Source organism: Paenibacillus sp. FSL K6-3182 (assembly GCF_037976325.1).
Lineage (GTDB): Bacteria > Bacillota > Bacilli > Paenibacillales > Paenibacillaceae > Pristimantibacillus.
Genome location: NZ_CP150265.1, coordinates 6573343 through 6594708 on the forward strand (window position 1 = coordinate 6573343; position 21366 = coordinate 6594708).

At 46.3% G+C, this 21366-nt stretch carries 15 protein-coding genes; 2 read left to right on the forward strand and 13 right to left on the reverse strand.

What is annotated here, in order from left to right:
* Nucleotides 1-133 precede the first annotated feature (133 nt).
* Together MHH56_RS28855 and MHH56_RS28860 are read left to right on the forward strand one after the other, a co-directional pair.
* Nucleotides 134-1957, forward strand: coding sequence for a sensor histidine kinase (locus tag MHH56_RS28855; RefSeq protein WP_339205060.1), 1824 nt, complete (start codon nucleotides 134-136; stop codon nucleotides 1955-1957).
* Nucleotides 1947-3575, forward strand: a complete 1629-nt coding sequence (locus tag MHH56_RS28860; RefSeq protein ID WP_339205061.1) for a response regulator — start codon at nucleotides 1947-1949, stop codon at nucleotides 3573-3575. The genes MHH56_RS28855 and MHH56_RS28860 overlap by 11 nt, the downstream gene beginning before the upstream one ends.
* Nucleotides 3576-3723: 148 nt before the next feature.
* Here the strand turns inward: MHH56_RS28860 and gucD are convergent, their stop codons facing one another.
* The 13 genes from gucD to MHH56_RS28925 form a co-directional block, all read right to left on the reverse strand.
* Nucleotides 3724-5181 (reverse strand): alpha-ketoglutaric semialdehyde dehydrogenase GucD, encoded by a 1458-nt coding sequence (gucD, locus tag MHH56_RS28865; RefSeq protein ID WP_339205062.1) that lies wholly within the window; start codon nucleotides 5179-5181, stop codon nucleotides 3724-3726.
* Between the two features lie 33 nt (nucleotides 5182-5214).
* Nucleotides 5215-6147, reverse strand: coding sequence for a hypothetical protein (locus MHH56_RS28870; protein WP_339205063.1), 933 nt, complete (start codon nucleotides 6145-6147; stop codon nucleotides 5215-5217).
* A 49-nt stretch (nucleotides 6148-6196) separates the two neighbouring features.
* A complete protein-coding gene (locus MHH56_RS28875; RefSeq protein ID WP_339205064.1) occupies nucleotides 6197-7918 on the reverse strand; it encodes a dihydroxy-acid dehydratase in 1722 nt (573 codons plus the stop codon).
* Between the two features lie 2 nt (nucleotides 7919-7920).
* Nucleotides 7921-8898, reverse strand: coding sequence for an aldose 1-epimerase (locus tag MHH56_RS28880; protein ID WP_339205065.1), 978 nt, complete (start codon nucleotides 8896-8898; stop codon nucleotides 7921-7923).
* A 14-nt stretch (nucleotides 8899-8912) separates the two neighbouring features.
* Entirely contained in the window at nucleotides 8913-10259 is a 1347-nt protein-coding gene (locus MHH56_RS28885; RefSeq protein WP_339205066.1) for a hypothetical protein, read from the reverse strand.
* 49 nt (nucleotides 10260-10308) lie between these two features.
* The gene (locus MHH56_RS28890) at nucleotides 10309-11088 is read right to left on the reverse strand and encodes an SDR family oxidoreductase (protein ID WP_339205067.1); all 780 of its coding nucleotides are present in this window, start codon (nucleotides 11086-11088) and stop codon (nucleotides 10309-10311) included.
* Nucleotides 11089-11124: 36 nt separating this feature from the next.
* On the reverse strand, nucleotides 11125-11955 hold the full coding sequence (locus MHH56_RS28895) for a carbohydrate ABC transporter permease (RefSeq protein WP_339205068.1): 831 nt from the start codon (nucleotides 11953-11955) through the stop codon (nucleotides 11125-11127).
* A gap of 9 nt (nucleotides 11956-11964) precedes the next feature.
* Complete coding sequence (locus MHH56_RS28900; RefSeq protein WP_083681827.1) at nucleotides 11965-12831, reverse strand: sugar ABC transporter permease; 867 nt, start codon at nucleotides 12829-12831, stop codon at nucleotides 11965-11967.
* 67 nt (nucleotides 12832-12898) lie between these two features.
* Nucleotides 12899-14224 (reverse strand): extracellular solute-binding protein, encoded by a 1326-nt coding sequence (locus MHH56_RS28905; protein ID WP_076267358.1) that lies wholly within the window; start codon nucleotides 14222-14224, stop codon nucleotides 12899-12901.
* Between the two features lie 152 nt (nucleotides 14225-14376).
* A complete protein-coding gene (locus MHH56_RS28910; protein ID WP_339205069.1) occupies nucleotides 14377-15951 on the reverse strand; it encodes a response regulator in 1575 nt (524 codons plus the stop codon).
* Nucleotides 15948-17768, reverse strand: a complete 1821-nt coding sequence (locus tag MHH56_RS28915) for a histidine kinase (RefSeq protein ID WP_339205070.1) — start codon at nucleotides 17766-17768, stop codon at nucleotides 15948-15950. The genes MHH56_RS28910 and MHH56_RS28915 overlap by 4 nt, the downstream gene beginning before the upstream one ends.
* A 380-nt stretch (nucleotides 17769-18148) precedes the next feature.
* A complete protein-coding gene (gene htpG / locus MHH56_RS28920; RefSeq protein ID WP_339205071.1) occupies nucleotides 18149-20029 on the reverse strand; it encodes a molecular chaperone HtpG in 1881 nt (626 codons plus the stop codon).
* Between the two features lie 265 nt (nucleotides 20030-20294).
* Nucleotides 20295-21353, reverse strand: coding sequence for a polysaccharide pyruvyl transferase family protein (locus tag MHH56_RS28925; RefSeq protein ID WP_339205072.1), 1059 nt, complete (start codon nucleotides 21351-21353; stop codon nucleotides 20295-20297).
* Nucleotides 21354-21366: the final 13 nt, after the last annotated feature.

The following is a 21366-nucleotide window of genomic DNA, read 5'->3' on the forward strand; positions in this document are numbered from 1 at the left end:
TGTTATATCTGCGACAAAATATGAGCCAAATTTAAGAATAGATGCCTCATTTTTTGGATCATTCCCAAAATCAGCCTAACTGGATTTATTTCTTGGTATACTGAAGTCACAAATCTGAATGCTACAGGTGAACATGATGCGATCCTTTTTTACTCCCTTTCGACATATTACGCTGCAACGGAAACTGCTTACCTTAGTCATTCCCCTTCTGATTGCAACCGTTGGGATTACCGGGCTGTATTCTTATTACATTGCCTCGGGAGAAGTGGTAGATAAGCTTCATCAATCTCAAATGAACATGGCGATCAAGACAAAGGATCAACTCGACTATTTTGCCAAAAACACGTTAAGCTTCTCTAATTACTTGTTTCTAAATCCGACCGTTCAAAGCATGGTTATGAATGGCGACACGCAGCAGCGCCGTGATCAGGTGTTCAAAAATTTGCTGCCGCTTATGGTTACCGGTGAAACGATCCAATCGCTAGTGCTTTATCCCTCTACGAAGGATGATGTGCCCGCTCAACCGTTTGCGATTACACAGACCGGTATTGCAAGCGCTATCAGCCTTGAGCGTTTTATGAAAACCCGTTACTATGAGAGGCTCGCTAATACAGAATCAGGACAAATATGGGATATGTTTTACCCTTCGGATGGTATTCTGCTTGGTGACACCCATCATAAGATCGTTTTAGTGAAGCCGTACAAAAACTTTTACAACTATGTTCGAAGCGGCCTTTTAATTATAGGGATGGACGCAGATAAGCTAAGCAAATCCTTATATCATGACGATGAGGAAGCTACACAGTTTATAATGAATGATCAAGGCACCATACTCGCCTCAACTGATTTGCGCATGATTGGCAAGCCGATAACAATGCTGCCTGTGTTCGATCAGATGAATACAGCTACCATTAAACCCGCAGAAGGATTAGCGCTGCTTAAGGAAAATGAACATTATATCGTTTCAGATTCCTTATCGGATATTACCGGCTGGCGAACTGTCGTTATCCAAGATCGCAGCAAGCTGGTGCTCGAATTGAAGCATATCGGTTCCGTCACCTTCTCGATCATGGCGATCGTTACGCTCATCACGATTATTGTCTCTTGGGTCATTGCCCGCATTATTACGAATCCGATGAAAAAGCTGATGTTCTCCATGAGGGCGCTCCAAACGGGGGATTTTACGCAAAGGGTACACTTCAACGGTAACGATGAGATCGGCAGACTCGGCCATTTGTACAATACGATGGTTGGACGAATTAAAACCTTAATTGATGACGTATATGCTTCGCGTCTGAAGCAGAAGGAAGCCGAGCTGAAGGCGCTGCAATCGCAAATTAATCCACATTTTCTATACAACACTTTAAATATGATAAACTGGAGCGCCGTGCAGAAGGGGGATAAAGAAATATCCGAGATGGTCCTCTCACTCTCCCAAGTTTTCCGACTAAGCCTGAATAGCGGCAACGATTTTGTAGAGCTGAAGCATGAGATCGAGCTGGTACGAAACTATTTATTTTTGCAAAAGAAAAGATTTACGACGAGGTTTAATTTTGAGATTGATTTGGAGCCCTCGATTGAGCACTTTCGTATGCCTAAGCTGCTCCTGCAGCCGCTTGTCGAGAATGCGATTATCCATGCCATCGAGCCCTCAGGCGGAAATGGACATATTCACATCAAGGGTTATACAGAGGACTCGCTTATTATTCTAGAAGTCACCGATAACGGACCTGGCATGCCGGAGAAACAGGTATACCTTCTTAATCAACCAAGCGTAGAGGAGCCAATGCGTAACTTGCAAACGGATGACGCTCACTCTGGGATGGCACTGGCTAACATCAAGGAAAGGCTCGCTTTATTTTATGAACAGGCAGAATTCGAGATCGTAAGCAAGGAAGGCTTAGGCACAAGGGTGCAACTGCGAATTAAACAAGGAGGCAATGGAAATGGTGCTTAAAATGATCGTTGCAGAGGATGAGCAATCGTTCCGAGAAGGCATTCTTACACTTGTCGACTGGAAGCTGTATGGCATTGAGATTGCCGGAGAAGCGGAAAATGGCAAACAGGCTTTGGAAATGATTCATAACAATCCCCCTGATTTGCTGCTGACCGATATCCGTATGCCTTTTCTAAACGGTCTTGACCTTATTCGTGAAGCCAAAGCAGCCGGCCATGAATTTCATTCTGTGCTGCTCACCGGCTACAATGAGTTTGAATATGCCAAGGAAGCGATCAAGCTTGGCGTTTCGGACTACCTCTTAAAGCCTTGTATGCCGCATGATATTATTCGTGTAATTATGGACTTAAAGCAAAAAATTGAACAATCCGAAAACGAAGATAAAGCTTTAAATGCCCTTAACCGCAGCTGGAATCGCAACCTTCATCTGCTGAAAAATCAGATTTTATCGCAATGGGTTCAGCATCCGCTCATGCCTCTGGAGGATCGATCCAGCGTAATGAGTGAAGTGGACATGACGCTCTCGTGCGGACCCATTCAAGTCGGTCTGATCCGCATTGACTCCAACAAGGCGCAGAACGTTACCGCATCCAAACGTGATTTAGAGCTTATACGTTATGCGCTGCTGAATATTGCAGGTGAAACCCTTCGCCCCTTGTACGATGGCAAGCTTGAAGTGTTTCGCCATGGCGACGAGATGTTATGGATCGGAAATTATCCAGAAAACACGACCAACGAGGCGATTGAAGGTGCTATGAAGGAGCTCCAGCTTAATCTTGAAGCTTATCTGAAGCTCTCGATCAGCATATCAATCAGCTCTGCAGCTGCTTCGGTTGATTATGCGCATATCGGTTACCAGCAAGCGATTGAAGCGATGGAAGCCAGATTCTATCAAGGAAGAGGCGGCATATTTTTTCATGCCGAGACAGGTAAGCAAACCGCTGCCAAAAGCTCCATTCTAGACGATGCCTATTTGCATCGACTCGAGAAAGACCTGCTTCTCGCCTTGCAGAACGAGCATTATGAGCAGGCAGTTGATGCCATTGAAGCGAGCATGTCGCATATTCGGAACAATTCGAGCTATTCCAAAGCTGAGGTTCATCTGCGCTCCACAAGTCTTATTTTAGAGCTGCAAAAATTCGCCCAAGAGCGCAAAGTTGCCTCTATCGAATGGCAGGACAGCTTCGTGAACTGGATCGAGCAAATCCCTAACATGGAGACGCTTGATGACTGCTCCGTCGTTCTGCAAAAAATCGTGCAAAGCATCGTCGAGGCTGTATCGAACCAGAAGTCACTGCATCGTACCGTGCATGCTACCATTGAGCTGATTAAGCAAAAGTACAATACAAATCTCACACTAGAGCTTGCTGCCAAGGAAACCTTCGTCAGCAATTCCTATTTAAGCTCGCTGTTCAAGCAAGAGCTTGGCGTTAACTTTCTTGATTATTTGCATCAATATCGCGTAGAACAATCGAAGGAGCTGCTGCGCCAAAGCTATAAAATTTATGCGGTTTCCAAGCTGGTCGGCTATCAAGAGGAACGTCACTTTAGCTCAACTTTTAAGAAGTGGACCGGACTTACGCCTCGGCAATATCAAAAAAACTACAATGCGGGTTGACCCAAGCCCTTTGTCGCATAACAAAAAAACTACGACGGCAACTTATAGCAACCTTCTCCGCTACTATCGATTTCAAGCTGTCAAAGTTAAGTTGAAAAGTCCCAGTGAGCTCTTGCTTCACTGGGACTTTCTTGTTTTCCTATTTACATTAAGCTTTCAAAAAAACGGTTTTAATTGAGGTGAAAAATTCGATTGCCGCTTGCCCCTGCTCTCTCGAATGCGAGCTGGATTGCTTCATTCCGCCAAATGGTGCCTGCAGCTCTACACCTGCCGTTTCTGCATTTATGCGTACCAAGCCCGCATCCATATCAGAGATAAAGGTCAGAATATGGCTAATATTTTGAGTGTAAATAGAGGCACTCAGTCCATATTCCACGTCATTGGCCAGCGATAAAGCCTCCTTCAAGTCCACAAAAGGTATGAGCGCCAGTACCGGACCAAAAATTTCCTCCTTGGCAATCGTCATATCCACGGTTACCTTTTCGAAGACGGTCGGTTGCACGTAATAGCCATTCGTCAATTCCTCATCCTCCGGTATGCTTCCGCCATAGAGAAGGCTCGCCCCTTCCGCGATTCCCTTATTAATGTAGGAAAGAACGGTATCACGCTGCTTTTCATTGGCACAAGGCCCCATCCATGTGGTGGAATCCTTCCCATTTCCCAGCTTCAATTGTTTGACTTGATCCAGCAGCTTCGCCCGGAACGCTTCATAAATCGAGGCTTGCACGAGGACCCTGCTCGTAGCCGTACATTTTTGTCCCGTGGATTTCAAACCGCCGCTAATCGCTGCTTCTACGGCAAGATCGAGGTTAGCATCTTCAGCGACGATAAGCGGATTTTTTCCGCCCATCTCCAATTGATACTTGGCTCCACGCGAAAGAGCCGCTTGGCCAATCTGCTTCCCTACTTTATTGGACCCCGTAAAGGTAATACCTTGAATATTGGAATGATTGGCAATACCGCCTCCAATTAGAGCACCGTCACCTGTGACCATATTGACAACGCCAGGTGGAAAACCCGCTTCTTCAAAACAAGCTAAGAGCTTAGCTGCCGTAATCGACGTTTCAATGGCTGGCTTTATGACAATCGTATTGCCATAAATAAGCGCCGGCGCCATTTTCCACATCGGGATCGCAACCGGAAAATTCCACGGCGTTATGACACCTACGACACCTAGAGGCACTCGAGTTGTGAACATGATCGCCTCATGATCAGTTGAAGGAATAACGTCACCTGTCTTCCGCATGCCTTCCCCGGCATAATAACGAAGAATGGCAACTCCACGAGCCGTTTCACCTTTACATTCCGCAAGGGTCTTGCCCATCTCGCGCATCATGGTTCCAGCTATATCTTCCAGTCTTGCCTCCAAGAGGTTGGCTGCCTTGAACAGATAATCGCCCCGGGCCGCACCCGAGAGCTTCCGCCATGCTTCTTTGGCACGATTTGCGGCATTCACCGCAAGATCAAGATCCGCTTCATTTGAATCTTGCACATATCCGACGATCTCAGACGAATTGGCAGGATTAATGCTTTCCGTCAACCTTCCGGTTGCGGATACGCTCCATTTTCCATCAATAAAATTCAAATAAGTCTGCTCTATAGTCATTTCTCTATTCACTCCATCCCTTGGGTTATCGCATTAGTGCACTGAAGGAATTCCCAGCCCTTCGGCAAACTTGTCGGATTGAATGGCAGACGAATGATATCGATTGAGAACTTGAATGCCCAAATGAGCTCTGCGCACTTTCTCCCTGCACTGGGCGATAGCCAGCTCTTTGTTGTGAATCCCCGCCGGATACACGCTAGCTGCATTTCGAAGACCGAATTTCAGATAAACCGGCGAAGCGATTCTTACAATTTCCGGAATTTCATAGTTGCGGATAAAACCGCCCAAGTCATCCGGCGACTCAATATAGAGATCAATCGGAGCATCAACCACGGTTCGAATCGATGACAGCTGTGGAAGTGTAATATCGCCAGGCAAATTCAAGGTAGTGCCGCCAAGCTCCGTAAAAATCCGAGCATTTACCGGATTGGTCGGACTCATCAGCGCTGAAATTTTAACAACCAAATTGGCTGGCAGCTGTCCCTTGATTTTCGCTTGATTGATCAGCCATAATAAGCCTTCATCCGCCACAAGCACGCTTCGAATGCCTAATTCCGCCGCTCGGAATATTTCTTCCAAACCGTATAGCAACTGATCCATTCCGGCATGCCGCCCGCCAAGCAGCTTTCCGCTGCTGCTAAGAGACATGGCTCCGATATCAAAGCTCATGCGAGGCCCGACGAAGAGGCATACCTCCATCCCTTCCGCCATGCCCATTTGTACCATATCGCCAATTTCGGAATCGCTTAACAGCATAATTCCGCTGCCCTGAGAGACTCGGTTGACCTTTAGTCCAAATTGCTTGGCTTCTGCAATGACGCTCTCCATAATTGCAGGACCCTCTACCGAAGGGATTTCCACACGGTAATGGGCTCCATCTTCAAATCTTTTAGCACTTGTCGCGAGCTGATACTGCTCTTTGTCCGGCAGGCCCAGACTAGCCGCAAACGCTTGAGCTTTGTTCATCGTTGTTTCCCCCTCGAATCACTCCATGTATGTGAATGACTAACTCCCACTAACCTCTTCCGACGGTTGGTTCTATAAATTTTGCTTCCTCTTTGGAATTTGGACGCAGAAAAGCAAGGTCGCAGCCTTCGTCGGCTTGCAAAACATGATCCGCATGCAGCTTCATAAACCCTCGCTTATGGGGACGAACAGGCGACCAATCCTGCAAACGCTCGCGTATTTCCGCGTCCATAAGCTCTACACTAAGCGTACCGTGATCGAGGTCTACCACTATCCAATCTCCGCTTCGAATGGCAGCGATAGGCCCTCCAAGCTGGGCTTCCGGCGAAACATGCAAAATATTCGTACCAAAGCTTGTTCCACTCATTCGGGCGTCGCTGATTCGTACCATATCCCGAATTCCCTGCTTTAACAGCTTCTTCGGAATTGGCAGCGCTCCCCATTCGGGCATCCCTGCTCCCACCGGTCCACAGTTTCGCAGAACTAACACGGAGGTCTCATCCACCTCCAGCTGCTCGCTATCAATGGTTTCATACATCTCTTCATAGCTATCGAATACTATGGCTTGGCCTCTATGTTGATGATTGATTAAGGAACTAGCTGCTCGTTTCAGAATAGCTCCCGAAGGAGCCAAATTACCTGTTAGTACAGCAATGCCCGCTTCCACTTTATAAGGTTCGGCCAGAGAATAAATAACATCATTCCGGTAAGAGGGATAATCGCGATAACATTCTTCAAGCGTAGTTCCCAGTGCACTCAGACAGGTCGCATCGAGCTGGGGCAGCAGCCTGCTGATCACAGCGCCAAGTCCGCCTGCTTCAAAAAAGTCATCCATACTGTGCTCTCCACTTGGTTGAAGATTGACCAAAAGCGGAATTTCACTTGATCTTTCTTCATATCTCTTTAAGGGGATATGGATCCCGAGTCGCCCTGCAATCGCAGTTAAGTGGATAACGGCATTGGTAGAGCCGCCAAGCGCTGCCAGCAGCTTGATGGCATTATCAAATGCGGCTTCGGTCATTAGACGAGCCGGAGTCAACTCTTCCCTAACCATCGCAACAATTCGTTTGCCCGTTTCTTCGGCTGCCCATTTACGGCTGGCATGCGTGGCCGGAATCGTGGAAGTGCCCGGCAGCATCATGCCGAGAATCTCCGATAGGCATTTCATCGTAGAGGAGGTACCCATGACGGGACATCCTCCCTGCGTGCATGAAATGCATTTCTCCAGCTCGTTCCATTCCTCGTCTGTCAGAAGGCCCGCATTGTAATCATCCATCAGCTTCCAAAGATCCGTCCCATAATTCACTTTCTTCCCGCGAAAGGAACCCGATGCCCGGTGTCCGGCAGCAAGCTGCAGCGAAGGAATATTGCTGCTGGCTGCACCCATAAGCTGGGCGGGTGTTGTCTTATCGCATTCGCAAAGCAGCACTGCGCCGTCAATCGGCAATGCCCGAATGGATTCCTCAACGTCCATCGCCATCAAATTGCGATAAGGCAGATCCGAAGGCTTCATAAAATCAGCAGGCGTCGTGATCGTATGCATCTCAAGCGGGTATCCTCCAGCAAGCAGCACTCCACGTTTGACAAACTCGACTAATTCTTTATGGGGCGCATTGCAGCTATTCAAATCACTCCAAGAGTTGAAAATGCCAATAATCGGCTTGCCTACAAATGATTCCGGAACATGCCCGTTAGCCCTCATGGCCGACAGATGCTGGAATCGCGTTTCCTTTGACGGATGTTTAAACCATCGGTCACTGCGCAAAGACATGCTCAAATCACCTCTTCCATCCGAATTCGTGTTGTTGTTGTCACTTGCTCGCCAGGCTGAAGAACACGGAAGCCCGTCAGCTCCTGCGGTAGCTGCAAGTTTGGTGCATTCGTTATCCAGGTATAAGGCTCTGGGCACAAATAACCCTGCCGTGCATCATGGTTGTAGACTACCCAATGCTTAAAATGCTCGTCCGCGCTGTACACAACGCGAATGCCGGAATTCAGATCGGTTAGCACTGCCTCATTGGCTCCCGATTCTGCTGTCTGAAACGCATCGTCCAGCGCGTGCTCGACTAAGCTTTTCCCCTCGCGCAGCTCCTCCAAATAAGGAATATCCACTAGTTCGCCGGTTGGCAAAAAACGTTCGTCCAGCACCCACTGCTTATCCGCATTGAGAGAGAATCGACATTTCGCCAGATCTCCAGAGCGGTCGAACGGATAATTAAAGGTCGTATGATAGCCCAGTCCCCAAGGAAATGGCGCGGCATCCCGGCTGCTGATTGTCGCTTTAATCGTGAGCGTTGCCCGCTCCAAGATGTAACTCATTTGAACACTAAATGAATGTGGAAACCGAGCTAAAATCGCTTCATGCTCATCGGAATAAATGATCGTCTCCAGTACGATCCTCTCTCCCTCTGACTCTGCCCGTAAAAGCTTCCATGGCGCATCAAATAATAAGCCATGGGTATGATTGTGCTCAGCCGCATCATTAATATCAAACTGGTAGTCTCTGCCATGAAATGCGAACCTGCCATCGGCAATGCGATTGGGAGGAAAGAGGATCGGCAGGCCATACAAGATAGGATCTGCCTTATACGATTCCTGGTTTTCTGGAAATCGCAGCAATTCAAGATCTTTATTTTTTAATCGCAAAGATAGTAGGTTACTTCCCCAAGCCGGTACCAGCGTGAACGCCAGCTCCTCATTCTGTACCCTTATTGCCGTTTCCCCATAAAGCTCAAACTGTTCGATAGCCAATTCTGCCTGCCCCCTTAATTAAAGTGCTGTCTCATCGCAGCAAGGCTAGGCAGTTCAAGAATATCATCCAGCAGCGCACGAGCCTGTTTCTCGGAACGGGTCCACGGATCCATCATAATTAACTGAACAAGATCTTCAAGATTCCCGCTATCATAAGCCTGCAGCTCAATTTCCACCGGAGCGACACGGTCACGAAGCGCAAAGTTAATCAGAGGCTTAGGCAAGCCTTTGGTCTTAATGCCTTGAACGCCAATTCCACTGACGTAACAAGGAATTTCCACCTGAAAATCGAGCGGGATGCCCGGCACGTAGTTGCTGTCATTCAATATATTAAGGATCATCACTCTAGGCACATCACATGCTATCGCTTCAATAAACGGAATCATTGGTTCTGACGAATGCACTGGCGGGAAATGATCCATAACTGCTTCTGTCGTATTTTCGGAAACCTTCCGAATCCTCTCTACGCCAGCTGCACCTCCCGCGAAGTAAAGATCCCGCCACCAAGCCTGAGGGTCTTCCTTATAGAGTTGCTCCGTCTCTTGATCCGCATGGTGCCAAGCCGGCCAAGAGCCGCCACCCGGATTTCCCGTATCGCCAATGGGAAATACGCCGAACTTCTTATAGAGATCAAGCGCTTTGGGACCTAACCAGTCGCAGGTAGCGCAGTTCTCAATATAAGCAGCCGATTTTTCTTCGATCCAACGATCCAAAATAGGAAATGCATTTTCCCCTTTGTACCGGAACTCGGTCAGCCAAATAAAGTGATTCACGCCTGGAATCTCATACGTAATATGATTCGGGTCGAGTCCGATCACCTCAGCCACAGCTTTTACCCCGTTAGAACCATGGCAAAAGCCTGCCAGCTTGGCCTGTGGATACTTGCGCTGCAAGTAGGTTACGCCCGCCATGACTGGGTTGGACACGAGCATATACCAAGCGTCCGGACAAATTTCCAAAATATCCAGCATAACCGATTCCATCAGGCGCAGCTGATCGAAATTAATCCAGAAACCTTCGTCATGCATCACATGCAGGCTCCCGCCAAACCGATAACCGTGCTTCTGGGCAATATCCCATCCGTCCTTCAAGCGCTGATGGCCTCCGACTAGCGCAGCAAGCACGACGAAGTCGGCTCCACTTAGCGATTCTCTCCGGTCCGTCGTCTTCTCCAGCACCAGATGGATATTAGCTTCTTTGGCGTAGCGTTCGCAAAGGGAATATGCGCTTTCCAATCTCTGCTCATCTATATCCATAAAGCTGACGACACTGCCTTCAAGAGAAGGCGTCAAGCAGATGTCCTTGATTAGACTGAGGGAGAACATGGCAGATCCTGCTCCGATAATACTAATTTTAGCCATAGGTATAACCTCCATATGAGAGTGAATGATTTTGAATGAGGGCTTGTTATCAAATCGCAGCCGATGCTGCTCCGTCAATGCTTAAATTAGAGCCGCTAACGACAACAGATTCGTCGGAGGCTAGGAATAACACGGCGTACGCAACCTCGCGCGTCGTTGCCATTCTTCCGAGCGGCTGCTGCTGTTTAATGATCGCGTACAATTTATCCATTCCGCCCATGCTTTCGGCGAGACGGACGTTCATATCGGTCTCCACCCAGCCTGGCGAAATCGAATTGCAGCGGATGCCCTTCTCGGCATAGGAGACGGCAATCTCTTTGGTCAAACCAATAATGCCTGCCTTGGAAGCAGAATAAGCGGTATAGCCAGGCTCCGTTAAAGAGGCCATGACAGAAGATGTATTAATGATAGAGCCACCATTTCTCTTGAGCATCTCAGGGATCGCCTTTTTGCACATTAAGAACATCGACTTTAAGTTAACCTGCAGCACTTCATCCCAAGTTTCTTCCTCATAATCCAAAATATCGCCAACAGGCATAATGCCCGCATTGTTAAAAACGATATCAAGCCCGCCGTAAGCGTTGACCGCTCTTGCCACCGCATCTTCAGCTGTCTTCATCAGGCCTACGCTGCCGCATACGATCTCGCAGCTTCCGCCCATTTGGCGAATTTCGGCTGCCACCTCATTTAACTTCTCCTCGTTGATGTCGACCAGGATAAGACTCGCGTCTTCTTCGGCAAAGAGCAGTGCCGCTCCCTTACCTATTCCTGCTGCCGCTCCTGTAATAATCGCTACTTTTGAAAAGAGGCGTCCTTGCTTCGTACTCATGTGATGACATCCTTTCCTATCCTCATTCGATATCGTTTATTTAACAGCTCCGATAACCAGCCCTTTACGAATATAGCTTTGAAAAATAATATAAATCGCAATGGGCGGCAGTGAAGCAAGCAACAGCCCTGACAATAACAGCGGGTAGTCTGAGCTGAACCGATTGAGCACAGTCGCCACCGCAACGGTTACAGTCTTTAAGCCATCCGATTGCAAATAGATCAGGGGGGTTAACAAATCGTTCCACCAGTTCGTCGCATTAAAGATCGATACCGTGACCACGCCCGGCAAGCTCATGGGCAAAATCACTTTGAACATCGCCTGATGATATTTGGCACCGTCTATTTTTATCGCTTCGAGCACTTCGTCGGGCATGGCTCTCATTAGTGAAGTGAGTAAGAAGACCGTGCTCGGAATAGCCGAGACAGACCAGATGGTCACCACGGATATGATATGGTCAGTCCAGCCGATCTTTGACATCAACAAATAGTTTGGAATGATAAAAGTAATACCCGGTATGGTCATCGTAGCGATCATAATAATATAAAACCCGTTGCGGTATTTGAATTTTAGTTTGGCAAAAGCATAGGCTGCCGGAATTGACAAGGCTAGGGAAGCAACTAAGCTAAGTCCCACGTAGACGAGCGTATTGCCAAACAACCGAACGAGAGAGAAGCGATAAATGAGTGCGATGAAGTTATCAAAATACCAGGTTTTTGGAAGACCCATCGGATGTTTGATATATTCTATCGTCGGCTTCATACTGCTGATAGCCATGTAGAACAACGGATACATCGCCATGAAGGCAATGACAGCGAGCACGATAAAGATCAGAAATCTAACCATTCTTCTAGAGGCTGTTTTCATAATGTCCTCCTATTGCTCCAAGCGCTTGGATATTTTCAACTGAATCCAGGTAATGAACATAACAATGAAGAACAAGAAAACCGACAGCGCGCTCGCATAGCCCATATTTCCGCTTCGGAAAGCTTGAATATAAATCATATAATCGATTGGTGTTGTCTCGTAACCGGGCCCGCCACCAGTGATCGAATAAACAAGGCCAAACAGCCCGACAAAAACGTAAATAACATTGACGATCGTAAAGTAAAATATCGCTGGATATAACGACGGTATGACGATGTACATTAATCGCTGACGCCAATTGGCTCCGTCTATTTTGGCCGCATCAAACAATTCATTGGAGATCGAAGATAGCCCCGATAAAAAAATGAGCGTTCCTTGGCCTAGCGTCTGCCAGTAAAAACATAGAATCAAGATCATAAATTCGGTCGGCACCGTATTCAGCCAATCCGTCGTAAACGCGCCAAGTCCGGCATTTTCCAGAAGCGTATTCACGATCCCTTTGTTCGTAAACATGGACTTTGCCAAAAAACCGATAACGACCGAGGAGAGGATAGCCGGCAAGTAATACACCGAACGAAACAAGCGCCACCCCGGAACCTCCTCATGCAGCAGAACCGATACCGTTAGCGAAATGAACAAGATCCCGGGAACCGATAATAAAAAGATTAAGTTGTTACGCAGCATAAGCGGCAAATCGCCATTACTAAGGATCGTCTTAAAATTATCCCAGCCAACAAACGTAGAAGTGACCCCATCCCATTCCGTAAAGCTATGAAAAAACGTGTTAAACATGGGATAACCTACGAATACAGCTAGTAACAGAAAAGCCGGCAGCAAGGAGAACAAACCTACCCATCGTTCTTGCTTGAGACCCATCCTTCTATTCCTCCTTGCCTTTTGGTAGAAGCGACCTCCTTTCCTATGAAGGCCGCTCCTTAACCGCCTATTTATTTTTTAGAAGCGAATCACGTTTCTGGTCGATTTTTTTCATAAATTCCTCTGCCGTCATCTTCCCGCTGGAAACCAGGGATTGCAGCGACATCATCTCACTTGTCAGCTCCGCTGGGTAAACATTGTCCGGCCAGAAAATAGTGCTAGGTTCATTGGCCATATCCTGCATCGTTTTCACTAGCGGATCGGATACGTACTCGTTCACATCCACATCGTTGACGACTGTAATGCGTGCTTCGCCCGACTTAATTTTGTTGATTTGCTCTTCCTTGCTCATCAGGAATTTGACGAAATCAGCCGTTTCTTTCTTGTGCTCCGAGTAGTTCGTCACCACAAACGCAGCGCCCACCCCGCCAGGACCGCCATCGTGGATTTTGACATCCTCGCTGAAGTCTGGAATTTTCATAAAGCCGACCTTGTCGCCCATCTCCTTGCTGAAGTTCAAGATGTCCGCATTTGCTCCAACCGTCATGCCGAGCTGCTCTTGAATAAACAGTTGTCGAACTGAATCATCGGCAATGACCAAGTTTTTCTCGAACAGCTCGCGCCAGCCCTTCATCACATTCACCAGCTTTGGATCGGAGAAATTGGTTGTCCCTTTGACCAAGCTGTCGAGGCCCGGAATATCCACCGTTTGAGCAATCCAATAGTCCGGTACATGAAGGAAGCTGTCTTTAAACAAACCAAGCGGCGTAATATCCTTCGTCTTCACTTTCTCCAGCATAGCTACAAACTCTTGAAAATTTTTCGGGCGCTGGGCAATGGGATCGATTCCGGCATCCGCAAAAATTTTCTTGTTATACGCTAGAAGAAAAGTTCCGTCTGTCCCAAATGGAACGCCATAGGCTTTGCCATCGGCCGTAAAGTCTTCCGTTGTTGCGCTCCATCCAACGATTCTGGATCTTTCTTCACCTGAAAAGTAACTATCCATCGGCTCTAAAAATTGTTTAAACCGAAGCATATAGGAACCTGACCAGAGTACCGTTAAATCAGGACCGTTCTTGGCAATGCTGGCCGTTTGGAATTTAGCAAACAGCTCATCTCCGGAAGGAACATCCTGCACATCAATCTTCACATTGGGATGGGCCTTCTCATACCTTGCAACGGCCTGAGAAATGTAGAAGTCTTCTTTTTTCTTCGCTTTGTTATTTTCATCAATGGTCGCAAACCCTGAATTCCAGAAAACAATATTGACCTTTTCCTGTCCTTCCCCACCTGTAGAAGCGCTTTCATTTTCATTCTTGGAACATGCAGAAAGCGACATTGTAACCAGCATCATTAAAGCTATACTTAAAACAGACCATCTTCTCATCCTCATGGAAACCTTCCTTCTTTCATTAGTTGATGTCTTGCTTCCTAGTATAGAAGCTTTCCATAAGCAGATGAATCTCCTAAGCCAACCATTTGATTTATCACTTTATATCCGAAGAGGATACCATTTATCATTTTTCAAGCCGCAGTTAACATCTTTTAATTCTTTTCAGCATCTGCATAGTGTGAGGGTGCAATCCCCTTAATTTTCTTAAACATGCGGGTAAACGAGCTTAGGTTTAAGTAGCCCAGCTTGTCCGAAACCTCAGTTAAGGTCATTCCGCTGCGGATCATCGTTTCGGCCTGCTCCACCTTGGCTGTCAAAACAGCGGTGCTGAAAGAAATCCCTTTCTCTTCCTTATATATTCTGCTGAGATATACAGGGCTTACTTTAAGATGCATCGCGATGGCATTTAAACTAATTTCATCAAACCTGTGCTCTTGAATAAACATTTCGGTGGCTTCAACAAACTTCTTTCTTTCATGGCCGTTCTTCTCTTTGAATGCCGGTTCCTGCAGCACATGGATAGCGTTGTATAACAAATGCACCGCTTGCGTTAATGAAACGCAGTCCAGCAGCTCAGATCTTTGGAAATAAGTCTCCGATGGACGCCGTCCCGACATTTCGCAGATTTGCTTCAGCTGGAATAAAATATCCTCCAGTACATTGTGCAGCAGGTTTGGTTTGGGATATGGCGGGCCGACGACCTGCTTGAGGTTTGCCAGCAGATCTCCTGCCTGCTCGTATTGAAAGCTGGACAGTTTGTTCATTATCGCCTTTTTCCAAATAAAGACGGCATCGGAAAGCGTTGCTTCAGGCAGCTCGCCCTGAAACAGGTGGTCATTTTCACAAAAATATTTGAGGCTTAGCAGGTCGCTGGCAAAACGATCATACACGGTCCACTCCCGCCAGTCTGTAAACCTTTTACTCACAGCAATGGATAGAGTATGGCCCAAATACTGCGAAACCGAGTCGATCAACTGCTTCGGGTCGATATCCGAGCTATTCGTGCTGCTCACCAATACATGCCATCGGTTATCATTTATGTTTTCCACAAACCCAATTAGCCTGCTGCGGTAAAGTTCAACAGCCATATGGTCAATCGAATGGCCTATTTTAACGATTTCTTGGGAAGTTAATTTGGATTCATCCTGAGAAGGATCTAATGCCACAACCCATGCCTCATATTCTCCCTTTTGCAGAAAATATTTATACTCTCCCAGCTTCTCGGCAAACGCTTCTGTCTCTTCACTGTTATACAAGCCGTGCAGCCAGTCTCTTAATAAGCTGGCTTTACGAACGAATCTTGAACCCGCTTCCGGCGTCCCTTCTTCCTGAAAATGATGCTCCAGCAGCTTGGCTTTCATCTTCGCTGTCAGCTGCTTCAAAATAAGCTGAAGCTCTTCAATTTCCATCGTTGATTTTACGATGAAATCATGAACGCCCAGGCGCAGCGATTTGCGAACCGTTTCGAAATCTTGATTGCAGGTTAAAATAACAAATTCCCCGTCCGGATTTAAGGGCTTTACCTTCTCAATAAAATCAAGCCCATTCATTCTGGGAAGCAAAATATCCACAAGTGCGATGTCCGGCAGAAATCTCTCGTACAGCTCAACAGCTTCAACTCCGTCTCTGGCTTCGCAGACGACCTCCAGCCCCATTTCAGACCAAGGAATTAATGATTTGATCCCCATTCTAACTAGCATATCGTCTTCAATAATCATCACTTTCATTCCGAATCTCCTCCATTATGATCGATATAGGGAAAGGTAAGTGTTACGTTCGTCCCTTTACCCACTACACTTCGAATTTCGATGCCATACCTCTCGCCATACTCCAGCTGCAAGCGACGATGCACATTTTTAAGCCCGATCCCCGAGGTTCGTTCCTCATCCTCGTACTCATTGGAATCCGTTATCAGCATACCGGCAATGGAGCCTTCTTCAATTCCGACTCCGTTATCTATAACCTCCACCCGTACCTGCTCCCCTTCCATCGCGCAAGTAATCGTCAGCTGTGGCGTAATTCCATCAAGATTAGTAAATCCATGCATGATTGCATTCTCGACAATCGGCTGCAGCGTCAGCTTCAATATTTTTGCACCCTGCACCTCATGCGGCACATCCCATATCGTTTCAATTTTGATGAACATCCGTTTTTCCTGAAACGCAATATAGCTTCTGACATAATCCATTTCCTCGCCGACCGTGCTCCATATGGTTCGTGATTTGCTTAGTGTATAGTTCAGCATGCTGCTTAAATTAACAAGAGTCTGGGCAATCATCTTCTCGCCCTTCATTTCCGCCATCCAACGGATCGAATTAATCGAATTATGCAGGAAATGAGGCTTGATCTGGGACAGCAAGAGATTGAGCTCCAGGCTCGACTTTTCCCGTTCATCCGTTTTAATTCGCTCAATCTGTTCATTAATCCGGCTTAGCATTTGCTGAATGCCCGAGAATAAAATTTCAATTTCCTCCAAGCCTTTGTATTGGAAGTTTCCAATGACATCCTGCCCCTGCCCAGCATCATTAAAGCGTATTTTCCGAACCATCCTCGATAAATTCAGTACAGGTATCATCGCTTTTCTTGTGAATATATACAGGATAAGTGAAATCAAAAGAATGGACGACACGGTTACCGTGAGCGTATGGCTCCACAATTGCTTAGTGGGACTTGCCAAAAGCTCTTCCGGCGTTAACGCAATTAAATACCATCTTAAGAAGGGAATGTTTTGGATGGAGCAAAAGTAGCTTTGGCCGTTCCACTGAATCAGAAAGCTTTCATATCCCCCACCGTCCACCTTCGCCTTCGATATCGCCTGTCTGGAGAGCTCCTTCAGGCGGTCGTCATCATCTTCGCTAGAAATAAGCAATTCGCCGTCTTCCTGACTTATGAATGCAAGGGTTGAGTTGTTCAGTTGAATTTTGCGCAGCAGCCGCTGAAATAAGCTCTCGTTGACCTCTACGTTCAAGAGGCCTAGTGCCGAATTGCCATGTACAATATTTTTAGTGAAATAAAATGCGTTCTGCCCCTCCGAGAGGTCGTGAAAGTTGGGGCCCACATTGCGATACATGACGTTATTATCATAAGGTATCCTCTCGGAAGGCCAATTAAACTGCTGCACCACTTGCTTTAACCGTTCAACTTCTGTGTCATGCAAAACGCTATTGCTGAATACTTCCCCTTGATCGTTAATAATTTGTACGTATAAGGGCACCCTTAACCGATAGGCAGCAGTGAACGACTTCAGCCGGTCTCTGACCGCCTGTTCATTTATGGAAGCATTATTATCTCGACTTAACAGCCTCTGTAATTCCTGATCCTGCGACAAGGTGCGAATATAATCCTCGATATGGTTCACATAAAAGTCCAAGCTGATGGAGAGCGACTCCATATTGCTCGAAACCGATTTGTCGTACAACGTTTCCACTTGCTTAACTGCTCCTTTGCCCAACATATAACCTTGGATAAGAACCGGAACAATAATAATACACATGAGCAGCAATATAAGCGTAATTAAGTTTAGCCGGCGTTTTATCCGTATCATCTATAAACCCTCCTCTGCGGCTTCACATTTATTCATACAATAAATATTGTTTATTTATTTGTTTCTGCATTCTTATTCAATTATTTCTTATCTTGTAGTGCTATTATATCCGGAATAATAATCAATACCATGATTTATTATATTTTGCGCAAGCACAATACTCGCCTTGAGTAATTTTATCGGTAGCTATCTCAACTATATCAAAGCCAGGGGCTATGCTCCCTCTATCCAACATCGCGCAGCACCAATTCTAGAATCAGCTTCGTCTCTCGACATTTTGAGCTTTCGATCCGCATCCATAATTGTTCTGTCGTAGAAAAAAAAGCCCGTACGGGAATGACCCCGTACGGGCTTTTTACACTTGCTTGTCGCTTGCTCTATTAAACCATTACTTTGCAAATATCGTTCGTAAACGCAACTGGATCTTGAATTGGCAAACCTTCGATGAGAAGCGCTTGGTTGTAAAGCAGGCTTGTATAAAGAGCCAGCTTCACTTTATCCTGCCCAGCAGCATCCTTCAACGATTGGAATATTTCATGGTTCACGTTAATTTCGAGCACCTTGTCTGCTTTTACTTCTTGGTTGTTCGGCATCGCATTCAATATTTTTTCCATTTCAATCGTTACTTCACCTTCTGTGGATAAGCACACAGGGTGTGTTTTAAGGCGTTTCGAAGCTTTTACGCTTTTTACTTTATCGTTAAGAATTTCTTTCATCTGCTCGAAAAGCTCTTTATTGGCATCCTGCTCTTCGGCCGTTTCCTTGTCCTTCTCGTCCTCTTCAATACCAAGATCGCCGCTTGATACCGACTTGAATTCTTTATCCTTATACTTCGCAACCATCTTGATGGCAAATTCATCAATATCGTCCGTGAAGTACAGGATTTCAAAGCCTTTATCCGTTACCAGCTCGGTTTGCGGAAGTCTATCAATCCGCTCAATCGATTCACCGGAAGCATAATAAATGTACTTTTGATCCTCGCTCATTCTTGACACATACTCGTCCAGTGTAACTAGCTTCTTCTCTTTCGAGGAGTGGAACATAAGCAGGTCTTGAAGCACTTCTTTGTTAACGCCGTAATCGTTGTATACGCCGAATTTCAGCTGTCTGCCGAATGCTTTGTAGAACGACTCATACTTCTCTCTGTCATCCTTCAATATGCCAAGGAGCGCGCTTTTGATCTTGCTGTTGATGTTCTTCGCAATCAGCTTCAGCTGACGGTCATGCTGCAGCATTTCACGTGAAATGTTGAGCGATAGATCCTCCGAATCAACCATACCTTTAACGAAGCTGAAATAGTCCGGCAGCAGGTCTGAGCATTTATCCATAATTAGAACGCCATTTGAATAAAGCTCCAGCCCCTTCTCATATTCCTTCGTATAATAATCGAAAGGTGTGCTCTCTGGAATATACAAAATCGCATTGTACACAACAGCGCCATCCGCACTAATATGAAGATGCTTGATCGGTTTGTCGAAGCCGTAACGTTTTTCAAAATAAAACTGATCATAATCTTCCGATGTCAGCTCATTTTTATTTTTACGCCAAATCGGCACCATGCTGTTAACGGTTTGTTCTTCTTGATATTCCTCAAACTCGTTTTCTGCATCTGCTTTAGGCCGTTGGCCCTTCACATCCATCTTAATTGGGTAGCGAATGAAATCAGAATATTTTTTGATGATCGACTTCAAACGGTACTCTTCCAAGTACTCATCGTATTGATCATCTTCGGTATTTTCCTTAATATTAAGTACAATTTCCGTACCAACGGAATCCTTCTCGCATGACTCAATCGTGTAGCCGTCGGCGCCAGTTGATTCCCATTTGAACGCCTCATCGCTGCCAAGAGCTTTGGTCACAACGGTAACCACATCCGCCACCATAAATGCAGAGTAGAAGCCTACGCCGAATTGGCCGATAATGTTATGTCCATCCTTAAGCTCATTTTCCTTCTTAAAGGCAAAAGAGCCGCTCTTCGCAATAACGCCAAGGTTATTCTCCAGCTCTTCCTTCGTCATGCCAATCCCTGTATCGGTGATCGTTAATGTTCGGTTTGCCTTGTCGGCAACGACTTTAACATAATAATCCTCTTTGTTAAATACCATTTGGTCATCAGTTAGCGCTCTGTAATATAGCTTGTCGATCGCATCGCTGGCATTCGAGATAAGCTCTCTCAAAAAGATCTCGCGCTGCGTATAAATGGAATTAATCATCATTTCCAGCAATCGTTTCGATTCTGCTTTGAACTGTTTTTTGGACATGGATAGATCCCCTTTCCATTCATCAATAATTAGTAAGCCTAAAGGTAACGCAACAGGAAGGCTTGTTCAACGTTTATTAAACCGCTACCTTATATTTTAGCACTCAAACTCTTTGAGTGCCAATCCTTCTTTTTATATATCATAAACTATTTTTCGATGTCAACCTTCTTCCTATAATATCCATCCTTTGTCTATTAAAAAAAGAGCTGCCCCGAAAGTTAATAAACCTTCGGGCAGCTCCTATTACGCTGTTGCAGCTATTTCCTTAAAACAGATCTTCTTGAAATGGCTGTTTCAGCAGCTCGCGATAACGGCTCTGATGCGAATAAAACTTTTCGCGAATCATATCCGTTTCTTTTTCAATTTTGGCTACTCTGTCCAGAATGTTTTCGCCAAGTGCCGTATCGCCGGTAGAGAGCACATAATCCTGAAGATCCACCGAGCAGCCAAAGTCTATGCATTTGAATCGATATCCAAGGCTTACGAACGGCACCCCTGCCGCTGCTGATAAGTAACTAGCATGCAATTTGAAATTGATCGTCAGCGCATAGGACTTAAGCTTCTCCATCAAATCCTCATGATGGTACAGCTCCAAATCAAGATCCACATTTGTCTGGTTTCCCAGCTTCGCATATAGACGCTTGCAAGCTTCTCTATCAGGACCCCAAACGGAGAAAATATTGACGCGATAACCCTGCGAGATTAATATACGCAGCGCCTCTACCAATTGCTGCTCTACCTTTTCCTCGTTGCCGCCGAATATTCGATTATAAGCTGTTCCCCAGTTCACACCAATCGTTCTGCTAGCCTGCTTATTCTTGCGAGGCGACGGTGCAGGCAGCAGAAATGCCGGGTCACCGCTTATGATCGCCTGATCCATTCGGACGCCAGAATCCTCGAGAAACTGATAGGACAATGGACCTCGGACGCCGCAATATTTTGACATCTTCACTAGCTCAGCTAATTTCTCATTCGTTGCTAGGTTCTCACCGGTGTAGGCCAAATGGGCTGCGACCTTCCCCGAGGCATCAAATACAGGAAACTCCTGTCTGTCATGACCGCTGCCCCAAATCATTACTTTTTTATGGTTCCGTGCCGCTTGGTAAGCAACATCGATATAACCTGGAATGAGCAGCGAGCCGCCGCCGAGCACGACAACATCATACGGACCCGAGTTCCGAATATCTACGCCCGGTATTGACGGAATGACATCATATTTTTTCTCAGGCAGATACGCTCTGCACAGGTCGCGAAACAACAGCCACATTAACTCATCACCAACATTGTTAAACCCTAACCAGCCTACATACAAAATTCTTTTCATTGCGTACCGCCCT

Bases quoted from the DNA above. Each gene is read 5' to 3' on its own strand.
- MHH56_RS28855 (WP_339205060.1), top strand. From the start codon at position 134: ATGATGCGATCCTTTTTTACTCCCTTTCGACATATTACGCTGCAACGG.
- MHH56_RS28860 (WP_339205061.1), top strand. From the start codon at position 1,947: ATGGTGCTTAAAATGATCGTTGCAGAGGATGAGCAATCGTTCCGAGAA.
- MHH56_RS28900 (WP_083681827.1), bottom strand. From the start codon at position 12,831: ATGGGTCTCAAGCAAGAACGATGGGTAGGTTTGTTCTCCTTGCTGCCG.
- MHH56_RS28925 (WP_339205072.1), bottom strand. From the start codon at position 21,353: ATGAAAAGAATTTTGTATGTAGGCTGGTTAGGGTTTAACAATGTTGGT.
- MHH56_RS28915 (WP_339205070.1), bottom strand. From the start codon at position 17,768: ATGATACGGATAAAACGCCGGCTAAACTTAATTACGCTTATATTGCTG.
- MHH56_RS28875 (WP_339205064.1), bottom strand. From the start codon at position 7,918: ATGTCTTTGCGCAGTGACCGATGGTTTAAACATCCGTCAAAGGAAACG.
- htpG (WP_339205071.1), bottom strand. From the start codon at position 20,029: ATGTCCAAAAAACAGTTCAAAGCAGAATCGAAACGATTGCTGGAAATG.
- gucD (WP_339205062.1), bottom strand. From the start codon at position 5,181: ATGACTATAGAGCAGACTTATTTGAATTTTATTGATGGAAAATGGAGC.
- MHH56_RS28910 (WP_339205069.1), bottom strand. From the start codon at position 15,951: ATGAAAGTGATGATTATTGAAGACGATATGCTAGTTAGAATGGGGATC.
- MHH56_RS28890 (WP_339205067.1), bottom strand. From the start codon at position 11,088: ATGAGTACGAAGCAAGGACGCCTCTTTTCAAAAGTAGCGATTATTACA.
- MHH56_RS28905 (WP_076267358.1), bottom strand. From the start codon at position 14,224: ATGAGGATGAGAAGATGGTCTGTTTTAAGTATAGCTTTAATGATGCTG.
- MHH56_RS28885 (WP_339205066.1), bottom strand. From the start codon at position 10,259: ATGGCTAAAATTAGTATTATCGGAGCAGGATCTGCCATGTTCTCCCTC.
- MHH56_RS28895 (WP_339205068.1), bottom strand. From the start codon at position 11,955: ATGAAAACAGCCTCTAGAAGAATGGTTAGATTTCTGATCTTTATCGTG.
- MHH56_RS28870 (WP_339205063.1), bottom strand. From the start codon at position 6,147: ATGAACAAAGCTCAAGCGTTTGCGGCTAGTCTGGGCCTGCCGGACAAA.